This window comes from Nocardia sp. NPDC003693 (assembly GCF_053981095.1).
Genome location: NZ_JBSFNO010000001.1, coordinates 352,841 through 371,255 on the forward strand (window position 1 = coordinate 352,841; position 18,415 = coordinate 371,255).

At 67.7% G+C, this 18,415-nt stretch carries 18 protein-coding genes; 9 read left to right on the forward strand and 9 right to left on the reverse strand.

The annotated features are described in order from the left end of the window. Positions 1-152: 152 nt before the first annotated feature. Positions 153-545 (reverse strand): PPOX class F420-dependent oxidoreductase, encoded by a 393-nt coding sequence (locus ACWDOP_RS01855; protein WP_456343442.1) that lies wholly within the window; start codon positions 543-545, stop codon positions 153-155. A 515-nt stretch (positions 546-1,060) separates the two neighbouring features. On the opposite strand from ACWDOP_RS01855, the gene ACWDOP_RS01860 reads away from it, so the two are divergent. Both ACWDOP_RS01860 and ACWDOP_RS01865 read left to right on the forward strand, forming a co-directional pair. Then, positions 1,061-1,240, forward strand: coding sequence for a hypothetical protein (locus tag ACWDOP_RS01860; RefSeq protein ID WP_456343443.1), 180 nt, complete (start codon positions 1,061-1,063; stop codon positions 1,238-1,240). 63 nt (positions 1,241-1,303) lie between these two features. Next, positions 1,304-1,855, forward strand: a complete 552-nt coding sequence (locus tag ACWDOP_RS01865; protein ID WP_456343444.1) for a TetR family transcriptional regulator — start codon at positions 1,304-1,306, stop codon at positions 1,853-1,855. 12 nt (positions 1,856-1,867) lie between these two features. Here the strand turns inward: ACWDOP_RS01865 and pip are convergent, their stop codons facing one another. Beyond that, complete coding sequence (pip, locus tag ACWDOP_RS01870) at positions 1,868-2,866, reverse strand: prolyl aminopeptidase (RefSeq protein WP_456343825.1); 999 nt, start codon at positions 2,864-2,866, stop codon at positions 1,868-1,870. 312 nt (positions 2,867-3,178) lie between these two features. On the opposite strand from pip, the gene ACWDOP_RS01875 reads away from it, so the two are divergent. The 3 genes from ACWDOP_RS01875 (at position 3,179) to ACWDOP_RS01885 (ending at position 5,337) form a co-directional block, all read left to right on the forward strand. Beyond that, positions 3,179-3,889 carry a GAP family protein gene (locus ACWDOP_RS01875; protein ID WP_456343445.1) on the forward strand — a complete coding sequence of 237 codons (711 nt, stop codon included), beginning with the start codon at positions 3,179-3,181 and terminating at the stop codon, positions 3,887-3,889. An 83-nt stretch (positions 3,890-3,972) separates the two neighbouring features. Further along, entirely contained in the window at positions 3,973-4,719 is a 747-nt protein-coding gene (locus tag ACWDOP_RS01880; protein WP_456343446.1) for an HAD family hydrolase, read from the forward strand. A 135-nt stretch (positions 4,720-4,854) separates the two neighbouring features. Further along, positions 4,855-5,337, forward strand: coding sequence for a cell division protein CrgA (locus tag ACWDOP_RS01885; protein WP_456343447.1), 483 nt, complete (start codon positions 4,855-4,857; stop codon positions 5,335-5,337). Between the two features lie 59 nt (positions 5,338-5,396). On the opposite strand, the gene ACWDOP_RS01890 is transcribed toward ACWDOP_RS01885, so the two are convergent. Both ACWDOP_RS01890 and ACWDOP_RS01895 read right to left on the reverse strand, forming a co-directional pair. Continuing rightward, positions 5,397-6,371, reverse strand: coding sequence for a TfoX/Sxy family DNA transformation protein (locus tag ACWDOP_RS01890; protein ID WP_456343448.1), 975 nt, complete (start codon positions 6,369-6,371; stop codon positions 5,397-5,399). 299 nt (positions 6,372-6,670) lie between these two features. Continuing rightward, on the reverse strand, positions 6,671-7,225 hold the full coding sequence (locus ACWDOP_RS01895; RefSeq protein ID WP_456343449.1) for a CGNR zinc finger domain-containing protein: 555 nt from the start codon (positions 7,223-7,225) through the stop codon (positions 6,671-6,673). Between the two features lie 78 nt (positions 7,226-7,303). On the opposite strand from ACWDOP_RS01895, the gene ACWDOP_RS01900 reads away from it, so the two are divergent. Beyond that, positions 7,304-8,188, forward strand: coding sequence for an alpha/beta fold hydrolase (locus tag ACWDOP_RS01900; protein WP_456343450.1), 885 nt, complete (start codon positions 7,304-7,306; stop codon positions 8,186-8,188). A 51-nt stretch (positions 8,189-8,239) separates the two neighbouring features. Here ACWDOP_RS01900 and ACWDOP_RS01905 read toward each other — a convergent pair whose 3' ends face one another. The 4 genes from ACWDOP_RS01905 to ACWDOP_RS01920 form a co-directional block, all read right to left on the reverse strand. Then, positions 8,240-8,986: a helix-turn-helix domain-containing protein gene (locus ACWDOP_RS01905; protein WP_456343451.1), complete on the reverse strand. Its 747-nt coding sequence runs from the start codon at positions 8,984-8,986 to the stop codon at positions 8,240-8,242. A 93-nt stretch (positions 8,987-9,079) separates the two neighbouring features. Beyond that, positions 9,080-11,311 (reverse strand): MMPL family transporter, encoded by a 2,232-nt coding sequence (locus ACWDOP_RS01910; RefSeq protein ID WP_456343452.1) that lies wholly within the window; start codon positions 11,309-11,311, stop codon positions 9,080-9,082. 611 nt (positions 11,312-11,922) lie between these two features. Beyond that, complete coding sequence (locus ACWDOP_RS01915; RefSeq protein WP_456343453.1) at positions 11,923-13,032, reverse strand: baeRF11 domain-containing protein; 1,110 nt, start codon at positions 13,030-13,032, stop codon at positions 11,923-11,925. 86 nt (positions 13,033-13,118) lie between these two features. Further along, entirely contained in the window at positions 13,119-14,078 is a 960-nt protein-coding gene (locus tag ACWDOP_RS01920; RefSeq protein WP_456343454.1) for a hypothetical protein, read from the reverse strand. Between the two features lie 78 nt (positions 14,079-14,156). On the opposite strand from ACWDOP_RS01920, the gene ACWDOP_RS01925 reads away from it, so the two are divergent. Then, complete coding sequence (locus ACWDOP_RS01925) at positions 14,157-14,696, forward strand: PadR family transcriptional regulator (protein WP_456343455.1); 540 nt, start codon at positions 14,157-14,159, stop codon at positions 14,694-14,696. Between the two features lie 167 nt (positions 14,697-14,863). On the opposite strand, the gene ACWDOP_RS01930 is transcribed toward ACWDOP_RS01925, so the two are convergent. After that, positions 14,864-15,970 (reverse strand): alkene reductase, encoded by a 1,107-nt coding sequence (locus tag ACWDOP_RS01930; RefSeq protein ID WP_456343456.1) that lies wholly within the window; start codon positions 15,968-15,970, stop codon positions 14,864-14,866. 65 nt (positions 15,971-16,035) lie between these two features. Here ACWDOP_RS01930 and ACWDOP_RS01935 point away from each other — a divergent pair, with 65 nt between their 5' ends. After that, complete coding sequence (locus tag ACWDOP_RS01935; protein ID WP_456343457.1) at positions 16,036-16,410, forward strand: MerR family transcriptional regulator; 375 nt, start codon at positions 16,036-16,038, stop codon at positions 16,408-16,410. A gap of 119 nt (positions 16,411-16,529) precedes the next feature. Then, complete coding sequence (locus ACWDOP_RS01940; protein ID WP_456343458.1) at positions 16,530-18,386, forward strand: glycoside hydrolase family 5 protein; 1,857 nt, start codon at positions 16,530-16,532, stop codon at positions 18,384-18,386. The last annotated feature ends 29 nt before the right edge of the window (positions 18,387-18,415 follow it).

The window sequence follows — 18,415 nt, forward strand, 5'->3', positions numbered from 1 at the left end:
GGGACCGTCACTCGTTCGCCGGGATCTTCCCGTCGACCTCGCCTCGGCCGGGCCGACCGGCCGCGTTCGTGCCGAATCAGGTTGCGGTGGTGAACAAGTGACGGATCCTTGTTCCGTGCCGGTCGAATTCCGCTCGACCAGGCGGATCCTGCTTACCCGTCCAGCCGGATGGTGATGCCCACCATGCGCTTGGAACTCCCGCGTAGCGCGCTGCCCAGCAACGTGATCCGGGCAACCAAGCCGTATTTGCGCTTCATCAGATCGGCCACGTGCGTGGTCGCGTCCAATGGCAGCAGTTCGGCGAACGCGGGCACCTCCGCGCCCTGCGGCTTGCCGCGCCAGTCGCAGGGCGCGAGCGTCACCCGGCCCCCGTTCCGGATCCGCTTCACCTTGCCGGCGTCGGCATCGCTCATCACGGTCAGCGCGTTCCCGTCACGCATCGCCCAGACCGGAGTGGGCACCGCCCGGCCGTCGCGCCGGAACGTGGTGAGGAGCAGATACTTTCGGTCGGCCAGGTCACTGAACACGGTATCGATGTCTTCCATGGACTCATACTAACCAGTTAGTTAGATTTGTGGACGGCGCCGACCTGACGGGCGCACACGATGCGGCTGAGAGGAATTCGGATGGGGCGATTCGCCTGGACCCTGCTCGCGGGCTTCGCGCTCGGCACCCCGGCGGTTCCCATCGGGCTCTCGCTCGCGCTGCCGGGTCCGGTCGCGCTGGTCGCGGTGCTGCTGGGGGCTGCGGGGTGCGTCGTCTTCGCGGTGTTCGCGATGGAACGGCTTCGGCTGTACTGGCAGGAATGGCGTGCTCGCTGGAATTCGGCTGCGGTACCGGCTGGTTCGGGACGGAGGGCGGTCTTCGGGATGCGCGCGGGGTCCCGCACGTTCTCGGGTCTGCGGGACGTCGCGGCCTTCAGCCCGCGGCGCGAAGACAGGGGAGCGGCGGCCGGGCCGATATCCGTCGGCGCGGCCGTCGTGGGTCGTCGGCCACCGATGCCCGTCTCTCCGGCGGTACGGGTCGACGGGCCTGCCGAGTTCTCGACCGGTACGGCGTGGTGGGGTTCGGTCTTGTCGGACCCGCCCTCTTCGGGACCTGGGGCTCGGCCCTGCTCGGTGCGGCGCTGGGCATTCCGCGCTGGCCGCTGATTCGTGCCCTGATGGCCGGGATCGCGCTGTGGTGCACGGTGCTGCTGTTCGCGTCCGACGCGGCCTTCGACTTCTTCGGGATCGGCTGACACCGCCGGTGCGCGCCCGGGAGCCCCGAAACTAACCGGTTAGTCCCAATTACGATGGCCCGTATGTCCCGAGCCGATGCCACCAAGGCCCGCATCCTGAGCGCCGCCGCCCACGAGTTCGCCGTGTTCGGCATCGCCGGGGCACGGGTGGATCGCATCGCCAAGGCGGCGTCGGCCAACAAGAACCTGATCTACATCTATTTCTGCAGCAAGGAACAGCTTTTCGATGCGGTCCTGAACGCCCACGTGACCGACGGCCTGGACTCGGTGCCCTTCACTCCCGACGACCTCCCTGACTACGCGGGCCGGATTTTCGACTACTGCGAGCAGCATCCCGAGGTGATCCGGCTGGCCACCTGGCACCGGCTGGAGCGCACGGGTGAGGACCCGGCAGCCGCGTCGCCGGCACGCGAGGACAAGCTGCGGGCGCTCGCCGCGGTCCAGCAGAAGACCGGTCTGGGCCGCGACTTCTCGCCCGAGGCGCTGCTGACGATCGTTCTGAGCATCGCTCTGGCGTGGGGCCCGAGCAATGTCGCCGGTGTACCCGCCACGACCGCCGACGGCGTCGACGGTCGCCGTCGCGCGGTTGTGGACGCCGTGCGACGCCTGCTGTGAGCGAAGCCGGCGTCAGGCTTCGTCGCGGATAGCGGTTCCTTGGTTTCGTGAGCCGGGCGGATCAGTTATCGAGAATCGCGCGATGGCGGCGGCGAGGGCCTCGCCCATGGCCGGGCTGCCCGTGTGACCGGAGTCCTCGATGATGTGCAGCTGGGCATCCGGCCAGAGTTCGGCCAGATCCCAGGCGGTTTCGAGTGGGGCGCTCAGGTCGAGACGGCCGTGGATCAGCTCGCCGGGGATCCCGGCCAGCCGCCCGGCTTCGCGCAACAGCAGACCTTCGTCGAGCCAGGCCGCACGCGCGAAATAGTGCGTGCAGATTCGGACGAAGGCGAGCATGTCGGCGTCCGGCACGGCGCTGTATTGCCCCGGGCTGCCCAGTGATTCGTGCGCGATGACCGCGTCCTCCCAGCGACACCACTCGACCGCCGCGCGCCGTCGAACCTCGGCGTCCGAATGCTCGAGGAGCTGCCGGTATGCCTCGACCGGGTTGTCGTCTCCCGGGGCCGCGGCGCGGAACCGAGCCCATTCCGCAGGCAGCAGTCGCGCCAGACCCCGGTACAGCCAGTCGATCTCGCGCCGGCGCGTGGTGGTGACGCCGATCAGGATGATCCCGGTGACCCGCCCCGGGTACCGCTGGGCGTAGGCGAGGATGAGCGTCGACCCCCAAGATCCGCCGTACAGCAACCAGCTCTCGATGCCGAGGTGGCTGCGCAGCCGCTCCATGTCTGCGATCAGATGCTCGGTGGTGTTCATCGACATGTCGGTGGTCGCCTCGGCGGCGCTCGGCGTACTTCGCCCACATCCCCGCTGGTCGAACTGCACGATCCGGAATTGGTTCGGGTCGAACGCTTTTCGTGCCCGCGCGCTGCTCCCGCTACCCGGCCCGCCGTGCACCACCAGCACAGGCCGGCCCCCGGGGTTGCCACTGGCGCACCAGTAGACCTGGTTGCCGTCACCCACCTCGAGCAGGCCGTCCGCGTACGGGTCGATCGGAGGAAAGAACGCCGCCACGGTCACCGAGGCTATCGGAGGCGATACGGATAACGGACACAGAGGTTTCCGAGCTCAAAAGCTGGTCAACCACAACGGCGAGATCCTCGATGCCGGCAACAACCCGACCGTCGGCAGTGTGGGGGACAGCTCGCCTCGACCCGCGCTGCGGTCGGCGAACCCGGAGCGCGAAGCCGTTTACGTGCCGGCCGATATACGACTGAAGTAGTACAGATCCCGCCAAATCTACGACCCCCGGTCCTCCTTCGGGCCGACGTGATCCCGTGATTGGTTGAGCGACCATGGGACAGCTATCGGACCGGAAGGAGATCGATGACTGTCGCCCTCGTTGGTGCGCTGATCGGACTGGCGCTCGTGGACAGCACCAGTTTCGGCACGCTCCTGATCCCGATCTGGCTGTTACTCGCTCCGGGGCGGCTGCGCGCCGGTCGAATCGCGGTCTACCTCGCGACCATCGCGGTGTTCTACTTCGGTGTCGGAATCCTGCTGGTCCTCGGTGCGGACGCCGCGTTGAAAGCGATTGACGGCATAGACATTCCGCCTACACCGCTACGCGTCGGGCAGCTGATACTCGGCGTCCTCGTCATCGCGCTCAGCTACCGCCTGGAGGCTCGGGCCGCCCAGCGAGCGGGCACACCCGGCAAGATCCAGCTCTGGCGGTCCCGAACCATGTCGGGCACCGGCAGCACAGCCGGTCTGGTGAAACTAGCCGTCGTCGCGGCCGCCCTCGAGGTCGCGACGATGCTGCCCTACCTCGCCGCGGTCGCCCTGCTCGCGAACGCCAACCTTCCATGGGCTCTGACCACGGTCTCATTGGCTACCTACTGCGTCGTGATGACACTGCCCGCAGCCGCGCTGGCGGTCGCCCGCCTGACCGCGCACCAGCGGGTCGATCCGATCCTGCAGCGTGTCAACGACTGGCTGACCCGCAACAGCGCCAAGGCTCTCGGCTGGACCGTTGGCGGCATCGGCATCGGACTGACCCTCAACGCCGTGGCCGCCCTGTCCTTCGGCTCGGACTGAGCCGACGGCACGGTGCCTTCTGCCTCACGGGGCTGCGGCCGAACGATCACCTCAGTAGACCGACCACACCGAAGGCAAAGGCGATGATGCCCATCACGATCGCGCCGATTTGCCGATCGGACCGGCGACGGAGAGTCGGCCCTCCGGCTGCATTCGATGCGATCAAAGTTGTGGGGCGATCGGCTGATCTGATCGTCGTGCGTGGCATCGCTAGACTCGCGGCCATGGGGGTACGGGCGGTCGTGTTCGACATCGGTGGAGTGCTCGCGGTGAACTCGGAGATGACGTTCATCGGGGACTGGCTGGGGCGGTTGGGGTTGGCGCTCGGCGACGTCGGGCCAGAGTTGTTCGAGATCTGGGCGGCGGGAGAAGTTGGGGACGTCGCCGAATCGCAAGTGCGGGAAGCGATCTGTAGTGGACTGTCGGTTGATGGGCACGTTGCGGACGCGGTGATCGCCGACATGTGGGCGCAGTACCTCGGGGTCGCGAACTCCGAACTCATCGACTACCTGGCGGGCCTGCGGCCCCGGTACCGGACCGGGCTGCTGAGCAACAGCTTCGTCGGCGCGCGCGAGCGGGAAAGAGCGGCTTACGGTTTCGAGGAGCTGGTGGACGACATCGTCTACTCCCACGAGGTCCGGATGGCCAAGCCGGACCCGCGGATCTACCTGCTCGCGTGTCAACGGCTCGGTGTCGAGCCCGGCGAGGCGGTGTTCGTCGACGACGCAGCGATCGCGGTGGTCGGCGCGGAGTCCGTGGGCATGACGGCCGTCCTGCACGAGAGCAACGCGCTGACGATCGCGAGGCTCGAGGCACTGCTGTCGAATTAGCCGGTCCAGGCGAAAGCGGGCGGGCATCGGGTCTAGGCGACGTCGATGTCCGATCGATGTCCGGATCGAAAAAGGCTAGTACGCAGTCGAAATGGCGTAGACAGTGGGAGACTCGGTCACGTCGAAGGGTTGTCCATGACGAATCCCAACCCCCAGCTTCCACCGCCCGCGAGCCCAGCCCGTGCACCATCCAGCGCGGCTTGGATGGTTTTCCTGATCCCGCTGCTACTCGGTCTCGCGTGGCTGGGCACCTATTACGTTGCGGCGGAACAGGTACCGGCGATGAACGAACTCGGTGTCTGGAACTTCGCGATCGGGCTGTTCCTTGTCGCGGTGGGCGTGGCCGGAGCCGTCATCATCAGGGCAGCCGGTCGCCACGTCCCCGCCGCGCCCGCAGGTCCGTTCAATCCCCGCACGAACTCGCTCTCGATTGTGGCCTTGGTACTGGGTTTGGTGCTGCCCCTCGCGGCGATCCCAGTGGGTCACCTCGCCCGGTCCCAGATCCGCGTGACTGGCGAGCAGGGCGACGGACTCGCATTGGCAGGGTTGGTGCTCGGCTACCTGTCGCTGGCGTTTGCGGTCCTTGCGGTGGCCGTCATCGTGGTTGCTGCACTGTAGGAAGGCTTGTTTCGGCCGCATCGGATGCCCACACTGGTGCGGTCAGCTACCTGCGTGGTTCAAGCTGTCCGGGATGTGCTGGGAAGCATGTATTTTGCCCGCGTGGTCGGATAGCGTGCGGCTCTCGGTGTTGCGCTGGTCGATACCGCCGTCGGCGGGCGTGCAGGCTCCTCGCCCAACTTGGCCAGCAGTTCCCGGCGGCGCTCGGTCGAGACATTGCGCCGGTCGCGGTAAGTCAGCGCACCCTCCATCGCCCAGAGCATCTCGCGGTCCAGGCCCGGCGTACCGGCCGTGCGCATCCGGCGGTACGCCTCGACCGAACCGACCTCGGCGAGCTCGTCGAGGGTCGAAACATCCGCCTGCGCAAGGAGGGCGGCGGCCGCCTCGCCCAATTGGTAGCTGTGATCACGCCGTTCGCGGACTCGGAGGTGTGCGTCGCCGCGTACACGTTCCGACTGTCGCCACACGGCCGGTCGGAGGGCGTCGGGATCGGTCGGGGGATTGGAGGCGGCGAGGACCTGGGCTCGGGCTCGGGAGGCCACGCTCACCATCGAGTGGAATCGCCGGAAGATCTGTACCTCGCCCTGGTATCCGTAGTCCCAGGGGCCGAGGTAGGTGTAATCGGATTCCCATCGGTTGCTCGGATCCAGGCGCGCCGCCTGCAGCGCCCAACTGCGGGCGTCCTCGGGGGTGCTGGGGCTCAGAACGAGCAATCCGTTACGGCGCGTGACACTTCCGATGTCCTCGCGGGGACGCCCGCGCACTCGCTCGCGGTCGGGGGGCTCGTGTTCGAGTGCCCGATCCAAGCCGAAGGTGTGCCAGCGGACTGTGCCGTCCGGGTGCCGTTGCGGGGATCGGCCGCGCACCTGACGGGCGGCGTGATCGTCGAAGCGTGTGCACCAGCCGGGAACCAGCACGATCGGGTCGGCGGGGTCGGCGTCGAACGGGTTCGGGGTGAGGAACCGGCGGTCGATGAGCACGACAGTGCCGGGGCGAGCCTGATACGACAACCCCCACAGCAGGCGCGACAGCATCCGAGCGCCGTGGTCATCCGACAGCACATGCCAGGTGTCGTGAAAACGGTTCGTGCTGAACCGGGCTCGTGTCCCGGGGCGAAGGGTGATGACCGTGCGGACGCGATCGGATCCCCGCACCGTGTGCCGGTGCAGTTTCATCCCGTCCCTGATGGCCCGTGCGGTTGCGGGTCGCTGCTGTTTCATATGTGGTCAAAAGACCATGGCACTTGTCGGCCCCGCAACCGAATTTGGCCTTGGCGGGCCTGGGGGAACCGCCGCGTCGAAGGCGACCCGAGGCGTCGTTTCACTGCCTCGACTCAGTTCGATGAGTGGCGGTCGTAGTAGCGGGCGACGCGAACTCGGTTGCCGCAGCGCTGGGGTGAGCACCAACGGCGTCGCGGATGCGCCGGCACGAACAGCAGGACGCAGTCGTCCGCCTCGCATCGTTTCAAGCGGCTGATCCCCGGGTCGGTGAGCAGTTCGACGGCGGATTCGGCCAGGGCCGCGGCCAACCGGGGGCCGCTGTCCCCGGTGCGGTGCGCGGTCGCGGTGACCGCGGTGCCGTTCCATTCCAGACGGCGGATCGCGGGCGCCGCGGATTGGGCGTCGGTCAATCCGCGCAGCGCGGCCGACGGTGGCGGACGGTGGTCGAGCAGCGCCTCGAGGACCGTCGCGACCTGATCGCGGACCCGTCGCACATGGCGCAGATCCTCGGCGGTCGGGTGTTCTGGCCGTTCGGGTAGCCGATCGGCCTGCTTGCCCAGCCAGTCGGCCAACTGGTCCGGCGTGCTGAGCAGGTCGATGCCCGCCGGACGGGTGTTGACCAGGTCCAGCGCCAAGGGCTCGCCGATCAGGAATGACGCCTCACGCATGACCTAATGCTAACTCACCGACTTGACGCATTAGAAGGCGGACGGTACATGTAATGCATAATCTTCGAAAGAAAGCATGTGAACGCCGTGAGCCTGCCGCTGATCCACCACCGCCACATCGATGTCGACGGCGTGAACGTCTTCTACCGCGAGTCCGTGCCCGCCGACGCCGACGCGCCGACCCTGTTGCTGCTGCACGGTTTCCCCTCCGCGTCCCACCAATTCCGCCGGCTCATCGACCTGCTCGGCCACCGCTACCGGCTGATCGCGCCCGACTACCCGGGCTTCGGAAACACCATTGCCCCAGCCGATTTCGAGTACACCTTCGACCGTCTGGCCGACATCACCGAGGGCTTCATGCAGCGTCTGGGCCTGATGAGCTTCGCGATGTACGTCTTCGACTTCGGCGCGCCGATCGGCTTCCGTCTCGCCGAACGCCATCCGGAGTGGATCACCGGTCTGATCGTGCAGAACGGAAACGCTTACGAGGCAGGGCTTTCCGACGCCGCGCGTGGCTTCACCGCGCTGCGCCCCGAGCAGGACGGAGCCGAAGACACGATCCGCGGACTCCTCACCCTCGACGGCACGCGTGGCCAGTACGAGACCGGCGTCGCCGACACGACCGCGCTGTCCCCCGAATCCTGGCTGCTGGACCAGCATTTCCTGGACCTGCCCGGCCGCAAGGAAGCACAGGTGGCCCTGGCCTTCGACTACAAGTCCAACGTCGCGCGCTACCCCGCCTGGCAGGCCTGGCTGCGCAAGCACACCCCGCCCACCCTCATCACCTGGGGCGCGAACGACCCCTTCTTCCCCGCGCCCGGCGCCCACGCGTACCTCACCGACCTCCCGGACGCCAAGCTGCACCTGTTCGACACCGGCCACTTCGCCCTGGAAACCCACCTCGGCGAGATCGCCCCGCTCATCGCCGCGTTCCTGGACCGGCTGCCGAAACCGGAGCTGTGAGATTCGGTCGGTCGTGCGCGCGGATGCCCCCGGGACGAAACGCCCGAGTGCTCAGCCCTGCGTATCGGGCATGGGGCCCAGTGAGCCGGCTTCCTCGACAATCTCCAGCGCCCGCACGCAGGCCGCGAGCTGGGCCGGATTGAGCAGCTCCGGCATCGCCGTGCCCAACGCCATGTCGGCGAACCGCTGCCCCCGGGGCACCGCGGAGTAGATGTCCTCGAGCCAGGTGAACCGTTCGCGGTGCTCGGCCATCTGTTTCGCGAGCAGCCGGGCCACGGACTCGATCCGGGCATCGTCCGCATCCTCGTCCAGGCGATCGAAGGGCTCGTCCGCGGCGCTCGGTTCGGACATCATCTGCCGGAAATCCTCGAGCGCGTCATCGTTGAACACGCGGGAGAGCACCGTCGCTATTCCCTTGTCGCGCTCGGACATCGTGTGCTGAATCGAGTGGAACGGGGCCGGGGTGTCGATCGGCGCGCGGAGCTCGAGGATCACCGCCAGCTCGGCCCGAATCCGTTGCAGCCGTTCGATGGTGGCGGCGAGGTCGGCGTCCAGCAGGCGGATCGCGGCCTCCGGATCCTGGTCCGCGCGGGCCATCGTGCGGATCTGCGCCAGCGGGATGCCGAGATCCTTCATGCGCAGGATCTGCAGCAGTCGCACCAGATGAGCGGACCCGTACTGCTTGTATCCGTTCGACGCGCGCTCGGGCTCGTCCAGCAGACCCACCTGGTGATAGTGCCGGATCGTCTTGACGGTCGTACCGGCCAACTCGGCCAGTTGGCTTGTGCTCCAGCCCATCTCGCTACCTCGACTCTACCTGCCAGGTGGTTGCTCATCGGATCTGTTCGCTACCGGGGGGTCGTGCGATGCGCACGACCCCCCGGGGCTTGCTCAGGAGCCGTCGGACCGGGCGCCGGCGGGCACCGCCTCCTTCTGCTCGGCCGGTTCCACGCGCAGGTTCTCACCCTCGACGTCGATGCGCGGCAGGATCCGATCCAGCCAGGCCGGCATCCACCAGGCGCGATCGCCGAGCAGCGCCATCGTGGTCGGCATGATCACCATGCGAACGAGGAAGGCGTCGAAGATGATCGCCGCCGCCATCGCGAAGCCCATCAGCTTCAGGAACGTCTCGTTCGAGAGGGTGAAGCCCGCGAACACCGAGATCATGATCAGCGCGGCGGCCGTGATCACGCGGGCCCCGGCGCCGTACCCGGTGCGGATCGCGTCCAGCGCCGACGCACCGTGGTGGTACTCCTCGCGCATACGGCTCACCAGGAAGACCTGGTAGTCCATCGCGAGGCCGAACACGATGCCTATCAAGAAGATCGGCATGAACACCAGGATCGGCCCCTGATCCTCGGGTTTGATCCAGCCCAGCCAGCCGTTCTGGAAGAACCCGACGGTGACGCCGAACGTGGCCGCGATCGAGAGCAGAAAGCCCGCCGACGCGATCAGCGGCACGACCACCGAGCGGAACACGACCATCAGCAGCAGGAACGCCAGTCCGACGACCACCACGAGGTACAGCGGCAGCTTGTCGGTCAGCGCGCTGGAGAAGTCCGCGTTGATGGCGGCTGCGCCGCCGATTCCGACGAAGATCCCGGTCGAGGCTTCGACATCCTTTGCGGCCGAACGCATATCGGCCAGCAGATCACCCGTCTCCCGGCTCGCCGGGCCGTGATCGGGGATCACGACGAACTGCGCCGAATCCTGCGCCGCGTTCGGCACCGGGCCGATAACGCCCTGCGGGGTGATGTGCGCCATCCCGCTCAGTCGCTCTTTCATCTGTTCCGACGCCTGCGCCATACCCGCGGGATCGTTGGCGGCGACCACCACCAGCAGCGGCGAGGACTTGCCCGCGCCGAACGCGTCCCGCTCGATCTTGACCGCGGTCTTGTCCGACTGCGGCGTGATGTCCAGGCCCAGCTGCAGCTGCGAAATGGGTAGCGCGGCAAGGATGAGCGCCACGGCCGCGACGATCAGGTACGGCAGGGGACGCTTGGTCAGCTCGACGCCCACGCGGTGTCCGACGGTGGGGCCGGTCGAGTGCTCCGGCGTCCACAGCAGGGGCAGGCGCGGCTTGAACACGGCCGACTTGAACAGGCCCAGCAGCGCGGGCAGCACGGTCAGCGCGACCAGTACGGCCATCACGACGGTCACCGCGGCGCCGAGACCCATCTGCGCCAGGAACGACATGCCGGTCAGGCTGAGCGCGACGAGCGCGATAACCACTGTGGCACCGGCGAATACGACCGCCGAACCCGCCGTGCCGACGGCGACGCCGGCTGCATGCGCGCGATCATTGGTCCTGGTCGTCTCGTATCGGTACCGCGATATGACGAACAGCGAGTAGTCGATGCCGACCGCGAGACCGATCATCGTCGCCAGGCCGGTGGTCGAGGTGCCCAGCGTCATGAACGCCGTGCCGATGGAGATCACCGAGGTGGACAGCGTGATTCCGACGATCGCGGCGGTCAGCGGCATAGCCATGGCCAGCAGCGACGCGAAGGTGATGATCATGACCACCACGGCGACGATGATGCCGATCAGCTCGGCGGGCGGCTCGGCGATCTTCTCGTTCGCGCCGCCGGCGCTCTCGACGACCAGCCCCGCCGCGCGCCCGATCTCCTTGGCCTCGGTCACCTTCTCGATCGAGGCTTCGGTCACGCCGTTGTCGGCGCCGCTGGGCTTCGCGTCGAGCGTGAGCTTGATCAACGCGACCGTGCCGTCCGCGTTCAGATTCTCGACGGCGGCCGGTCCCACGGTGGGGTCGACGATCGCGGCGCGCGCCTCGGGCGTCAGCTGCGGAACCTCACGCAGCTTGGCCACCACCTGCTCGACGGCCGCGTGATCGGCGCCCTGGTCCAGTCGTGCGCCGTTGGTGGACTGCACGACGATCGTGGCGGGGACGCCTTCCTGATCGGCGCGCTCGGGGAAGCGCTCGATGAGCTTCTCCTGCGCCTCGACCGCGGCACTGCCCGGCAGCTCGAAGCTGTCCTCGAACGGCTTGGAGATGGCACCGCCGACCGCGCTCAACACCACCGCCGCGAGGATCCAGGCTCCCAGGACCGCCCACCATCGGCGGTAGGAGAACCGTCCCACGCGGTATAGAAACGACGCCATGAGTCCCTCCGTGTTCGCGAGCAGGTTGCCTCCGGGTGAGGCATGCACTGTTACCGATCAGTAGAAACCGTGCCCTCGGGGCAGGGTCAAGCCCAGCGACCCGGCCCCGGGGGCACGGTTCCGGTCCGGCGCGTGCATCCGTGGTCGCTCCCCACGGCTCGTTCACGCCCGCTTCCGGTCCCGGCGGCGATGAGCGCGGCACGCCCCCTGACCTCGCGCGGGGTACGCATGCCGATCGCTGCCATCACTGTCTCCTACCCCATGCTCGGCGGTCGTATGGGTCCGCCGCGCATGCCACGGGAGGATCGTTAGGCGACCGAATTGTCGAGTGGGTGATGGACATCGCATCGAAAACGCCCCGATCGTCGTGCTGAACCACGATCGGCCCGGGCCGGCGTACCTGAGCCGTCAACGGCTGCGGAGCCTGTCCTCGGAATCCCGGCAACTGTGCGCCGCGTCAGAACCGGACACTGCCGACGTGATCGCCGCGCCGGCGATGGTCTTGTCCTTCGCAACCGCCCGCCGTGTGTCCGGCGTGGCTGCCGTCGCGCGACACCGTTCCAACGCACCGGTGATGCCGGGCGGCCGCACGCACCGGTGTGCGCCTCCGCTCACACGGAGTAGCGCAGGATCGCCGCAGCCGGTGCGGAGTCCGGGATATCGGCGGTGCGCACGGCCAGTACCCGGCCGTTCGAGAGCAGCACGCGCCGGGCGATCTCGTCCACGACGCCCGGGGTGCCGGCCTCCGATTCCGCTGCGAGCGTGAGGGTTCCGTCGGTTTCGGCGATCGTTCCGTGAATCGTCGTGTCGATATCGACCAGGAGGGTGTCGACGGCGCCGAAGGTCGCGGCGCGGGCGATGTCGGACAGGTCGGTCGTGGCCCGGCCCTCGGCCCGCCGCAGGTCGAACAGCTCGCGCAGGCCGGACAGTTCGTGGGCGTAGTGATCGTCCAGGATCGTGCGGGCACGTGTCGCGAGTTCCTCATCCGTGAGGTGTTCGGGATTGCCCGCGATGGTGTCCTCCAGGAGCCCGTCGTAGCTGTTCACCGAGCGGAACAGCCCGGCGATCGGCTCGGTCGCGGCCAGAATCAGAGGCAGATCGCGGCCGGTCAGCAGATCGCGCAACTCCTGATCGACCGCCCGCGCGTACTGGCGAACCCGGAGTTTGCGACCTTCGGTGCCTTGGATCCGGCCCTTGGGGGCGCGGCCGCTCAACGACGATTTGCGCGCGTAGTCGGCGGCGCTGGTCGGCAGCCCGGGAACCCGCACTTCCGCGGCGGGACTGTCCGGGGTGATCTCCACCAGCCGCACCGAACCTTCGGCGAGGGCCAGCACGAAGGCCGATTGCGGGAAGGTCACCGCCCGCAACAGCGGTTTGACGAAGAAGCGATCACCGACGGTGACACCCGGCTCGAGCCGATTGGGAACCCGGAAGGTGCGCATGCGTTCCGGCGTCGCGTGCACGACCAGGGTGCGCGACTGGAATCGCCAGAAGTCCTCGTCGTCGATCAGGTCCTCGAGTTCCTCCGCCAGGGACGAGCGTGCTCGCCGATCCGACACCAGCTCGAGCGCCTCACGCGTCTGATTGGAGAACGCGATGCGGTTCTCCTCCGGTGTCGGGGTATCGGCTTCCGTCGGGGTGTAGATCGATACGGACCACGGCGCCGAAGCGTTGACCAGCGCTTCGAGTTCGGAGCGGGTGGGGATGTCGGTATGCAGCATGTCGGCCCTTCCGAGGTGGATTCACTGACATCCCGAAGCTAGAAGGTCAACGTCACGGGGTCATATCTTCCTGCTCTTGACGGGGGCTATCGCATTCCGGCGCGAGGTGCGGATCGGCAGGCGACGAGTTCGCGCACGGTGTGAAAGGCGGGCTTGGGGGAGTAGTCGTCGTGCAGGAGGCCGAAACGGCCGGACCAGTCGGCGTCGCTGCGGCCATCGCGTAGTCCGAAGAATTCGTACGCCGTGATGCCGAGGTCGGTGCCGAGTGCGGCGGCGGCCACCGCCTCGAGGACGGCGCACTGTGTACGCTCGTCTCGGCCGGGGCCGGTCGGCCATCCGGTCTCGGTGACGTGCACGGGTGTATTGCCCGGTACCCCAGCGGCTTTCGTGACGGCACGGAAGTCCTCGAGGACGTAGGTGACCGATCCTTCCAGCTGCTCATGGGGGATCCGGCGGAACACGTCGGGAAAGAAGTCCACACCAACATAATCCAGTGCAGGCAGATACTTCGGGCCGACCGCGGCGGCCATGCGCTGCCAGAACTCGGGGCCGGCCATACCGGTCGAGTTCACACCGATCTCCACGTCGGCGCCCAGTCGCTCACGCTCGGAGAACGCCGCGGCGACTCCGGCGGCGATGGCCTCGAAACATCCTGGGCTGCCGCCGTCCTGGGGCGCCGGCATGTTCAGCTCCTCACCGACCTGCACCTTGCCGCCGCCCCACATCGCCACGTCTCGCACCGCGGCCCGAACGAACTCGGCGAACCCGGCCGGATCGGGTTCGGGGCTCTGGTAGCACACGACCAGATCGATGAGCCGTCCCTCGCCCGCGTACGCCCCGGGGTCCGCGGGGGTTCGGGAGATCTCCGGCCGCTCTCGCGGGTCGGCTCCGAAGTGGCGGTAGCAGCGCACGTAGAACGCGGACGCCGGACCCTGCAATTGCCGCAGCGCCGACAGGGTCGCGGCGGGGTCTTCCGGCGGGCACTCGAGCGGACGGAAGTCGATGAGGTCGGCGGCGACGACGCCCGGCCAGATCCCGAAAATCATGCGATACCTCCAAATAGCCGTATACGGCTACAAGCTAGCAGTGGTAGCCGTATACGGCTATTCGCGTAGGCTGCGCCGGTGCCCAAGAACGCGCTCGACAACCCGCTGGTGCTGCCCATACTCGGCCTGCTGGTCGAGCAGCCGCGCCACCCGTACGCGCTGTTCAGCGAGCTGAAACGCCGCTACGACTACCTTCGGGTGCGCAACGCGACCGTCTATACGCTCCTGGACCGTCTCACCGCCGAGGGCTGGGTCGCCCCGGCGAACGACGATGAGCGCGGTGCTCTCACGGTCACCGGGCCGGGCGTGGCCGTGCTGGCCGAGCAGGTGCGACGGCAAGTGGGCGACGCCGATCTCACCGGCGGTCCCGCGTTCATCACCGCCCTGGCCTACCTCGGGGTGCTGCCGCGTCCCGATGCGGTCGAGGTGGTCCGGGAACGAGTCGCGCGCATCCGGGCCGAGGTACGCCGACTCGACCGAGCCGTCTCCGAGGTGACGGGCCCGGAGATCCACATGATCGAGGCCCACTACCTGCTGTCGCGGCTGCGGCACGACATCGACTGGTTCGAGCGGACCGCCCGCCGCATCGAGGCCGGAGAGCTCGGTTGGATGCTGTGAGTCGGCGGCCCCCGGCATCGCGGGGGCCGTGGGGTCGACGTGACAACACGATCCCCGCCGCCGGTGCGAGTGCACGCCGCAGCCCTGCCTCGAATTTGAGGTGGTGCCCCGATCGCTTCGGCTCGTGGTCCGCGCGCATTGACGTCGGGTGCCTCGCATCTGCGCGATCAGGCGCGCACGCCCGCGAGAACGGGATAGTCGGTGTAGCCGGTCGCGTCGCCGCCGTAGAAGTAGGCCTCACGGAACGGAGTGATCGCCGCGTCGTGGCGGAGGCGTTCGACCAGATCAGGATTGGCCAGGAACGGGCGGCCGAGGGACACGAGGTCGGCCCCCGCGGCGAGCAGCCGTTCGGCGGCGTGCTTTCCACCATCGGCGGGCAGCGGCTCACCCCAGCCCAGATAGGGATTGGCGATCAGCGTGCCGGGCCAGTCGCGGCGGATGGCCTCGAAGACGGCGGACCGCGGATCGGCGAACACGACGTGCAGGTAAGCCGGGCGGGTGCTCGCGAGTGCCTCGACGAGGGCCGGATAGAGCTCGGCGGTATCGGTTTCGGCTATCGCGTTGGCCGTGACGCCGGGGGCGATCCGCACACCCACGCGTTCGGGACCGATTGCGGCGCTGACGGCCTCGACCACCTCGACGGTGAAGCGGATCCGGCCGGCGATCGTGCCGCCGTAGCCGTCGGTGCGCTGATTCGTGTTGCCGGACAGGAACTGGTGCAGCAGAAAGCCGTTCGCGCTGTGCACTTCGACGCCGTCGAAGCCCGCGGCCATCGCGTTCCGTGCCGCCTGAACGAAATCGTTGGTCGTGGAACGGATCTGGTCTTCCGTCATGGCCAGCGGCTCAACCGCGGGCCGCGCCCCGGCGGCGGTGTGGACGGTCCCGGGCAGGGTGATCGCCGACGGAGCCAGGGGAGTGTGGCCGGTATTGTCGGGGTGCCCGATCCGCCCGCCGTGCTGCAACTGCAGGAAGATACGCCCGCCCTCGGCGTGCACCGCGTCGGTGACCCGCCGCCATCCGGCGATGTGAGCGTCGGTGTAGATGCCGGGAATGCCGGCGAAGGTCTTGCCGACGAGGCTGGGGGTGGCGGCCTCGGCGACGATCAGCCCGGCGCTCGCGCGCTGGGCGTAGTACGTGGCCATCAGGTCGGTGGGGGTGCCGTCGGCGGTGGCGCGCTGACGTGACATCGGCGCCATGACAAGGCGATTCGGTAGTTCGAGGGCGCCGAGGCGGGCGGTGTCGAAGAGGCCTGCGAGTGCTGCTGTGTGCGTCATGCGGGTACGGTAAAACTTCACATTGATGTGAGAATCAAGTCCGACTGAGAAAGACCAGGTGGCGGATGCGCATCGGAGAGCTGGCCGCGCGCACCGGCGTCAGTGAACGCTCGCTGCGCTACTACGAGGAGCAGGGCCTGCTGGTGTCCGGGCGCACGCCGGGCGGGCACCGGGACTATCCCGAGATGGCGGTGGACCGGGTCATTCACATCCAGGAGCTGTACGCGGCGGGGCTGTCCAGCCGCAAGATCTTCCAGATCCTGCCGTGCATGCGCGATACCGACGGCGGGGCCAACGAATTCGCCACCCCGGAACTGGTGGACGAGCTGAAGGTGGAACGCGCCCGCATCGATCGCAAGATCCGCGATCTGCTGCGCTCTCGCGACGTACTCGACGACGTCATAGGGCGGGCCGGGGTGGAGCGGTCCGTCAGCGGCTAGGCGTTGTCTCGTATTGACAAGCAATCCAAGTGAATTGCCGAAATCTGGCTGTTTCAGATTGCTTGCGCCCGGACCTACTGTTCCCGATATCCAGGCACCGTGATGATGAGGAATCGGGAATGAAGAAGCTGTTCACCGTCCTGCTGTTGCTCGGAACCATGGTGGTTCCGCTGGTGCACGGCAGCCCACCCGCGGCTGCGGATCCCGGTGGTATGAAGGGTCCGCTCAGCACGCGCGGGCGCTACATCGTCGACGCCGACGGCAATCGGGTGAAGCTGAAATCCGGCAACTGGCACGGGTCGAGCGGTACCTGGAAAGGGAGCGGGAACGAGGCCGATGACACGACCCATCACGCCGAAGAGAACGGGCACCGGGCCCCGCTCGGGCTGGACCGGGTGCCGATGGCGAAACTGCTCGCGGACTTCAAGGCATTGGGGCTCAACAGCATTCGATTGCCCTTCTCCAACGAGATGCTCACCGATCAGTCCCGGGTGCAGGGCCTGACCGCCAATCCGGAACTCAACGGGCTGACGCCGCTCGAGGTGTTCGACCGTGCGGTCGCCGCGCTCACCGATGCCGGGTTCGGCGTCATTCTCAACAACCACACCACGACCACGCGGTGGTGTTGCGGTGTCGATGGCAACGAGTTCTGGAACTCCGGTCAATCGTGGGAGAAGTTCATCTCCGACTGGGTGTTCATCACCGCCCGGTACAAGGACAATCCCGGCGTCGTCGGCGCGGACCTGCGCAACGAAGTGCGACGCACCACCTGGACCAATCCGAACTGGGGTCAGGGGGACGGCAACGACTGGGCCGACGCCGCCCAGGAGGCGGGCGACGCCATCCTCACCAGGGGAAATCCCGATCTGCTCATCGTGGTCGAGGGCATCAACTGGATGGGTATCCCCACCGATCTCACCTGGCACGAGCGGCCGATGCTGGAGCCGATGAAGCGGCTGTCCACCACTCTGGTGCGGTCCAACAAGGTCGTGTACGGCGTGCATTTCTACGGCTACATCGGACCGAGGCACACCGGCGCCACCGGCATGGGCGAGACCCACGACCCGCGTTTTCGAGATATGTCGCGCGCGGATCTGATCGCGTCCATGGACGAGCGGGCCGGATACGTTGCCACCACGCCCGATAGGCACTTCACGGCCCCGGTGTGGGTCAGCGAATTCGGTGTCGGCAAGGGCGACGGCGAACTCGACAGAGCCTGGTACGCGACCCTGGTCGACTATCTCATCGACCGCGATCTCGACTTCGCCTACTGGCCCCTGGTCGGTTTCCATCAGAACGACGAGGGCAATCAGTGGGGGCTTCTGCGCTACGACACCTCGGGTGCACTGCGCAGCGTGCTGGACGCCGATGACTGGCGGGGGACCCACACGCGCCGCCTGCTCGAGCACGACGGTTTCACCGGCCAGGTCCCCGTTCCGGCTCGAAACTGGTCCATGCTGCAGGGCATTCACGAGGACGACAATCGGTCGCTGCGAGCCGCCGCCGATTGGGACGTCGGCGCGACCAAGATGGTGTGTCCCGACGGTCAGCGCTTGCTCGGCGTCAGCGATCGCGGGCAGGGTGGGCTGTGCACCGACGCCACCGTGCGCGAGCTGTGGCGCGCCGGTACCGGCGCGTCGAAGGTCAGCACTGAGAAGGTCAGCACCGACTGGGCCGGCGGATTCACCAAATACCAATGCGCGGAAGGCTCGTTCATGATCGGGTACAGCCTGCGCGGTGACGCCATGTCCGGCATTCTCTGTGCGCCCGGCCGCGTTCCCCTGGCTGGTACCGGGCGCACGCTGTGGTTCGATCGCGGCGACAACCGCCCGGGCACCGGTGAGGGCGGCGACTGGGCCGAGGGGTACTACAAGGGCCAATGCAACGCCGACGAGTACGTCGCCGGAATCGCGTTCTCCGGCAACAACCGTCGTGGCAACCGGCCCCAAGCGCTGTACTGCCGCACGCTCTCTTGAGCCGTCAACGGTCTGTCCGCACCGGAATC

What these genes read in the sequence shown, in the direction of transcription:
- ACWDOP_RS01855 (WP_456343442.1), bottom strand. Translation starts at nt 545, where the DNA reads ATGGAAGACATCGATACCGTGTTCAGTGACCTGGCCGACCGAAAGTAT.
- ACWDOP_RS01865 (WP_456343444.1), top strand. Translation starts at nt 1,304, where the DNA reads ATGTCCCGAGCCGATGCCACCAAGGCCCGCATCCTGAGCGCCGCCGCC.
- ACWDOP_RS01875 (WP_456343445.1), top strand. Translation starts at nt 3,179, where the DNA reads ATGACTGTCGCCCTCGTTGGTGCGCTGATCGGACTGGCGCTCGTGGAC.
- ACWDOP_RS01880 (WP_456343446.1), top strand. Translation starts at nt 3,973, where the DNA reads ATGATGCCCATCACGATCGCGCCGATTTGCCGATCGGACCGGCGACGG.
- ACWDOP_RS01885 (WP_456343447.1), top strand. Translation starts at nt 4,855, where the DNA reads ATGACGAATCCCAACCCCCAGCTTCCACCGCCCGCGAGCCCAGCCCGT.
- ACWDOP_RS01890 (WP_456343448.1), bottom strand. Translation starts at nt 6,371, where the DNA reads ATGCTGTCGCGCCTGCTGTGGGGGTTGTCGTATCAGGCTCGCCCCGGC.
- ACWDOP_RS01895 (WP_456343449.1), bottom strand. Translation starts at nt 7,225, where the DNA reads ATGCGTGAGGCGTCATTCCTGATCGGCGAGCCCTTGGCGCTGGACCTG.
- ACWDOP_RS01905 (WP_456343451.1), bottom strand. Translation starts at nt 8,986, where the DNA reads ATGGGCTGGAGCACAAGCCAACTGGCCGAGTTGGCCGGTACGACCGTC.
- ACWDOP_RS01910 (WP_456343452.1), bottom strand. Translation starts at nt 11,311, where the DNA reads ATGGCGTCGTTTCTATACCGCGTGGGACGGTTCTCCTACCGCCGATGG.
- ACWDOP_RS01915 (WP_456343453.1), bottom strand. Translation starts at nt 13,032, where the DNA reads ATGCTGCATACCGACATCCCCACCCGCTCCGAACTCGAAGCGCTGGTC.
- ACWDOP_RS01920 (WP_456343454.1), bottom strand. Translation starts at nt 14,078, where the DNA reads ATGATTTTCGGGATCTGGCCGGGCGTCGTCGCCGCCGACCTCATCGAC.
- ACWDOP_RS01930 (WP_456343456.1), bottom strand. Translation starts at nt 15,970, where the DNA reads ATGACGCACACAGCAGCACTCGCAGGCCTCTTCGACACCGCCCGCCTC.
- ACWDOP_RS01935 (WP_456343457.1), top strand. Translation starts at nt 16,036, where the DNA reads ATGCGCATCGGAGAGCTGGCCGCGCGCACCGGCGTCAGTGAACGCTCG.
- ACWDOP_RS01940 (WP_456343458.1), top strand. Translation starts at nt 16,530, where the DNA reads ATGAAGAAGCTGTTCACCGTCCTGCTGTTGCTCGGAACCATGGTGGTT.